This is a genomic window from Candidatus Jordarchaeum sp. (genome assembly GCF_052745115.1).
Genome location: NZ_JBRAKS010000295.1, coordinates 1 through 4,893, shown reverse-complemented (window position 1 = coordinate 4,893; position 4,893 = coordinate 1). Strand labels below are relative to the sequence as shown.

Genomic DNA, 4,893 nt, shown 5'->3' with positions numbered 1-4,893 from the left:
TTGCATCGATTTAAAGGTTGGGTGGCCAACGTATACTTCCCGTTTACGGTAAAAAGTACAATCGTTTAGTCGTTTTGTGTCCGAGACTAGAAGAATGGTTATTAGAAGCTGTAAAACAAGCTAATATGCAAATGGGAAATTATGGTCTACCAAATGATGGTATGAAGCTACACCAGAGAATAAATATTAATATTAACAAACTCGAAAGGCTAATACGCGATTTAAAAGATTGCGACAGAATAAAAAATTTGAAAAGGTTTCTCCAACCATAGTAAACATAGCAGTAACAGTCCTAATAAATAAACATCCATAGTTAATCAATTAGTACGAATCCATACCAGTTTTGGAGATTATCTTTCTTTTGAAGAGGTTCACTTGGTAGTCCCAAATTTCGCACCGTTTTGTAATCATCAATTCCGAAGCTTGACTCGCAGGGTATTATTTTTTTCAGCGGAAAGGAAGTTTTCCTTTTTTAACATTACAATCTTTACACCGATTGCAGGTACGAAATGCATAAGCGAAGTAATATTAAAAATTAAAAATGCCTACAGAGGTGTAAAACAAATTAATGTATTTGGAATTAGCTGAAAAGTTTAAAAATTTTTAAAAAAATACACTTAAGGTAGGGATAAGAATGCCAGAGACACTAGGTAAAATAGCGAAACCTTCGGTGGACGAATTTAAGGAAGGCAGAAAATTATATTGTGTTCCATTATTAATTAATATTAAAGAGGGCCCAAGTGAATACCAAGAAAAATATAATCTTTATTGGGAACAGGTTGCTGAACATATAAACGGACTGGAAAAAGCAGGTAAGGTCAGCAAAATATATCATGAAGCTGTTTTCCTTCCCGAAGAGAAAGGACTAGAAGCTATTAAACAGTTGAATGAAAAAAGCTACCAACTAGTTAAACATAAGGTTGAGCAGGGAGCCAAACTTCAAGCTTTAGAAGACAGGGACTTATTCAACGAGTACACGGATTGGCTTGTGGCTTTGTCAGTGGTGGGGAGGAGTAAAAAAGTTGCGGATAAAGTTCTTGAATATTACCGAGAGGTCAGTGATAGAAGAGATGAACATGTTGCAAAACAAATAAACGAAACCCTAAAAGAGGGAGAAGCCGGAATGCTGATTATGAGCGACGAATACAGAATACATATCCAAACCCAACTATCACCAGATATTCAGGTTTTTTTGGTGAGACCCCCCGCCCTAAATGATATACAGCAACTACTCAGAGAGATGTTGCAGCGTTAATTCAATTCCAAACCTCCACCCGATACACAAATATTCTTGATCAATCATCCCAACTTACATGATATTCAACGACCAATCAGAGAACTAAGCATTAATCCGTAATTACTTTTGCCTTACCCTCAGTTACCTTCGCCCCGTCTTGGTTTTCTACCCAGATATCGCATTCAATGATTTTTTCTCCATTTTGGATATATTTTCTTTTAACTACTCCTTTGTTTACTATTTCATCTTCAATATATATTGGAGATATGTATCTGATCTCTAGACTCTTAATGCACTCTGGATCTTTCAACCAGTCAGTGAACATTTTAGTAATAAAAGAGTAGGTGTATACTCCGGCCACAACAATGGTTCGGAAACCTAAACTCTTAGCGTATTCCTCGTCGAAGTGTAGAGGATTTATTTCCCTAACCATTTTAGAATAGAGTAAATACGCTTCCTTATCCATTTTTACCCGGAGTGAGGGAATCTCATCGCCCTCTTGAATGTCCCTATATTCTATTTTTTCTTTGCTTTTCAAAACTTTTCCACTTCTCCTATTTTTCATATTTTGAGGAAAAATGTATGCCTGTCGTAAGCCATCTCTTCTCCCTCCTCGTCGGAAGCCACGGCTCTAAAAGTCCAAACAAAGTATTCTCCTTTTTTCCCCTTCTTTTTCTCTAGACGCTCACTCTCTAAATGCAACACATAGTTTTCTCCCACTAATAGAGGCTTATTATAAACAACCTCAGATTCCGTGTGTATGACTCCCCTAATTAAACCGGTAAATAGCTTCTCATAGCCTTTAATAAAAAACTCATTCACAATAGGAATAAAAAGGGTAAGGAGATAACCTTGGGGAATAACCGGACTTTTATAACCATACTTTTTTGCCACCTCTATATCAAAGTAAACGGGATTTTTTTCTCCAATAATCTCACAGTACTGTTTAATTGTAGCTAAATCTGGTTTAGATTGTTTTGATCCAATTTCTCCAAAAATTTCATCAATTATGCTTTGGAGTTTTTGCAATCCTTCAACTTCTCTTTGGGACAATACATTCTCCCCTAATAGAAGACTGATTATTAATATTCTGAAATTAGATTATTATAGATAATACTTTAATATTTTGTTTGAAAAATTTAATTCTTTTACTGAAATAAGTAACGACCAATTAGCGTAATCTTATCGCTCGCTCCCTAGAAAATCTCGTACTAGTAACCCCGTCTTAAAACTAGTTCAATAATCTTTACTGGTGTTTAGTTTTACAGCGAGTTCCTAATAATTTTCTTGAATTCTCTCAGGAATCCAATATCTTTCTTAAGAATGTTATAAACCGCTTCCAAATCCAGTCTTAAATATGAGTGAACCAGCATGTTTCGAAAGCCTGCCAAGTCTGATAGATTGTTTCCCAAATCGGGTGTTATTATCTCCGACTCTGAGAGTATCTCAAAAGACTCTCTGTAAGTTAAAGGCTTTCTTAGTCCTCTGTCAGCAATTATATGGTTTGCTAGATCTATCGCAGACTGAATGCTTACCAGCATAGCGTGCAAAACCATATTCCTTTTATCCCTGTCTTTCTTCAAGTCTTCTTGAGAGATCTCCTGATACCGCTCCCAATCCTTTAGTGATAAGTTTAATTCTTGTAGGTGTTGCAGGATCCCCTCATTATCCATGTTTATATCCTCGCCAAAAATTTTTTATTAAGCCAGTCGAGCGTTTCCTTATAGTCGAGAAAGGTTGAGAGAACCTCGGCCTCAAATCGCACACGCTTAATATTATCCCTGGAAAAAACAAGTTTTCCACTCCTTATAACCTCATACTGAAAGGTGATTGGAGCTGTGTTAAGATCCTTTACGTCAAACTCACGTCGAGGCTTAACTTTCCTCTCCAAAGTCCTTGCAACCCGCATAGAATACTTCATCAAATCATACGAATTATATGCATCATTCACATAGATTGCCACGTCCACGTCTCTAAAATCTCGATCTCCAAGGAAAGAACCGAATACATATCCAAACGCAACCTCGTCGAACCCGGAAAGAACTTCGCCTATCCCTCTAATTGTTTCTTCCCGTTCTTGATTCACAAGGTTAACCTCCAACCTATTACCAAACCAAATTAATCATAATTTTAATTTATCGTACTATTTTAAATTCTTTTCAATTTTCTTTTTTGAACAGAGGATTCCCCTCTATAAAGTATATTTTATTAAAATTGTTATGTATAATATTTAACTTTCCCTAAAAACGACAACCGAGTTTTTTAACAATAATTAAAGAATGGAAAATTTAAAAATTATTCTAATCTATATTTACATATGGTGGGAGAAATGTTTACTTTTCAAAATCAAGATGGTATTGAGATTTTTGTCTATAAATGGTTACCAAAACCCGGAGTAAAAATCAAGGCCGCGGTTCAAATCGCCCATGGTGGTGCTGAGCACGCTGCGAGATATACTCACGTTGGCGAAGCCCTTGCGAAGGCAGGATATGTGGTGTATGCCGATGATCATCGAGGACATGGCAAAACGGGCCAAAAAGCAGGCAGATTAGGAAAACTGAGTCCCGGCGACTGGGAAGGTATGGTTCGGGATCTAAAAGAATTAACCGATATCATCAAAAAAGAATATCCCGGTCTCCCGGTATTTCTCTTGGGCCACTCAATGGGATCTTTTTTGACCCAAAACTACATCCAAAACTGGGGCAATGAACTCAGAGGAGCACTCTTAACCGGAACCACCGGAGGACCATTTGAAATGCCGGCCGGAATCGATTTACAAAGCATTCAACGTCAAATAGAGGAAAAAGGCCTAGATGCCACTGCAGAAGAGTTTACCGAACTCACTAAAGCATATAATGAACCATTTAAACCCGCTAAGACCGGGTTTGAATGGCTCACTCGGGAGGAGGCTGAGGTTCAAAAATACATTGATGACCCGTTAAGTGGGTTTGCTTTCTCATACGGTTCCCTAATCGAACTAGCCACAGGCATGTTTGCGGCAGGGGATTCAAAAAAGTTACAAAAAATCCCCAAGGATCTGGCTATTTACATTTTTGTGGGCGGCATGGACCCAGTTGGTGGAATGGGGAAGGGTGCCGAAGCTTTGTTTAAAAATTACCAAGAATTGGGCATAAAAGATGTCACATTCAAGGTATACCCCGGTTGCCGCCACGAATTGTTCAACGAAATCAACCGGAAAGAAGTAATCCAAGATGTCATAGCTTGGCTGGACGTTCATATTTAATTTTACTATCTTGCTCATGGATTTGAAGGACAAGAACTTCCTTCTTCCTTTCCCCCTTTCTTTTTATTAATTGTATTATTTATTCTCTTTTATTTTTTGCTTTCTTGTCCCTCTTTTAGCTACCCGTTGAATATTTTCACTCTTCTCCCCATTATTCCGTTGCAAGCAGAAGCAACGCTTTTCTCAAAATTAAGTTTAAAATAGGGAGATTTATTAAGAAATTGCATATACCAATAGTAGATCTAATTACGTCTTTAGTTGTTTATTTGAGGAGTTAGAATTGCAATGCATAAAAAACTTTCAATCTCCGTAGCTGGAGAACGGTTTTTGCAAAGGTTGTATCATTTTATTTTGCCCCCGTATGCGAAAGGTGTGTGGGCGCATTTCAGCCGGTGAGTGGTCTGGAATGACC

Annotated in this window: 6 protein-coding genes; 2 read left to right on the top strand and 4 right to left on the bottom strand. The window is 37.5% G+C overall.

Going from position 1 to position 4,893, the window contains the following annotated elements:
• Window positions 1–634 precede the first annotated feature (634 nt).
• The gene (locus tag ACUVXA_RS16365) at window positions 635–1,255 is read left to right on the top strand and encodes a hypothetical protein (protein ID WP_445872356.1); all 621 of its coding nucleotides are present in this window, start codon (window positions 635–637) and stop codon (window positions 1,253–1,255) included.
• Window positions 1,256–1,346: 91 nt separating this feature from the next.
• On the opposite strand, the gene ACUVXA_RS16360 is transcribed toward ACUVXA_RS16365, so the two are convergent.
• From ACUVXA_RS16360 to mntA, 4 genes are all read right to left on the bottom strand, one after another.
• Window positions 1,347–1,775 (bottom strand): MaoC family dehydratase, encoded by a 429-nt coding sequence (locus tag ACUVXA_RS16360; RefSeq protein WP_445872355.1) that lies wholly within the window; start codon window positions 1,773–1,775, stop codon window positions 1,347–1,349.
• Between the two features lie 23 nt (window positions 1,776–1,798).
• Complete coding sequence (locus ACUVXA_RS16355; protein ID WP_445872354.1) at window positions 1,799–2,290, bottom strand: FAS1-like dehydratase domain-containing protein; 492 nt, start codon at window positions 2,288–2,290, stop codon at window positions 1,799–1,801.
• 209 nt (window positions 2,291–2,499) lie between these two features.
• The gene (hepT, locus tag ACUVXA_RS16350) at window positions 2,500–2,910 is read right to left on the bottom strand and encodes a type VII toxin-antitoxin system HepT family RNase toxin (protein WP_445872353.1); all 411 of its coding nucleotides are present in this window, start codon (window positions 2,908–2,910) and stop codon (window positions 2,500–2,502) included.
• A 2-nt stretch (window positions 2,911–2,912) separates the two neighbouring features.
• Window positions 2,913–3,323, bottom strand: a complete 411-nt coding sequence (mntA, locus tag ACUVXA_RS16345; RefSeq protein ID WP_445872352.1) for a type VII toxin-antitoxin system MntA family adenylyltransferase antitoxin — start codon at window positions 3,321–3,323, stop codon at window positions 2,913–2,915.
• 243 nt (window positions 3,324–3,566) lie between these two features.
• Here mntA and ACUVXA_RS16340 point away from each other — a divergent pair, with 243 nt between their 5' ends.
• Entirely contained in the window at window positions 3,567–4,481 is a 915-nt protein-coding gene (locus tag ACUVXA_RS16340) for an alpha/beta fold hydrolase (protein WP_445872351.1), read from the top strand.
• The last annotated feature ends 412 nt before the right edge of the window (window positions 4,482–4,893 follow it).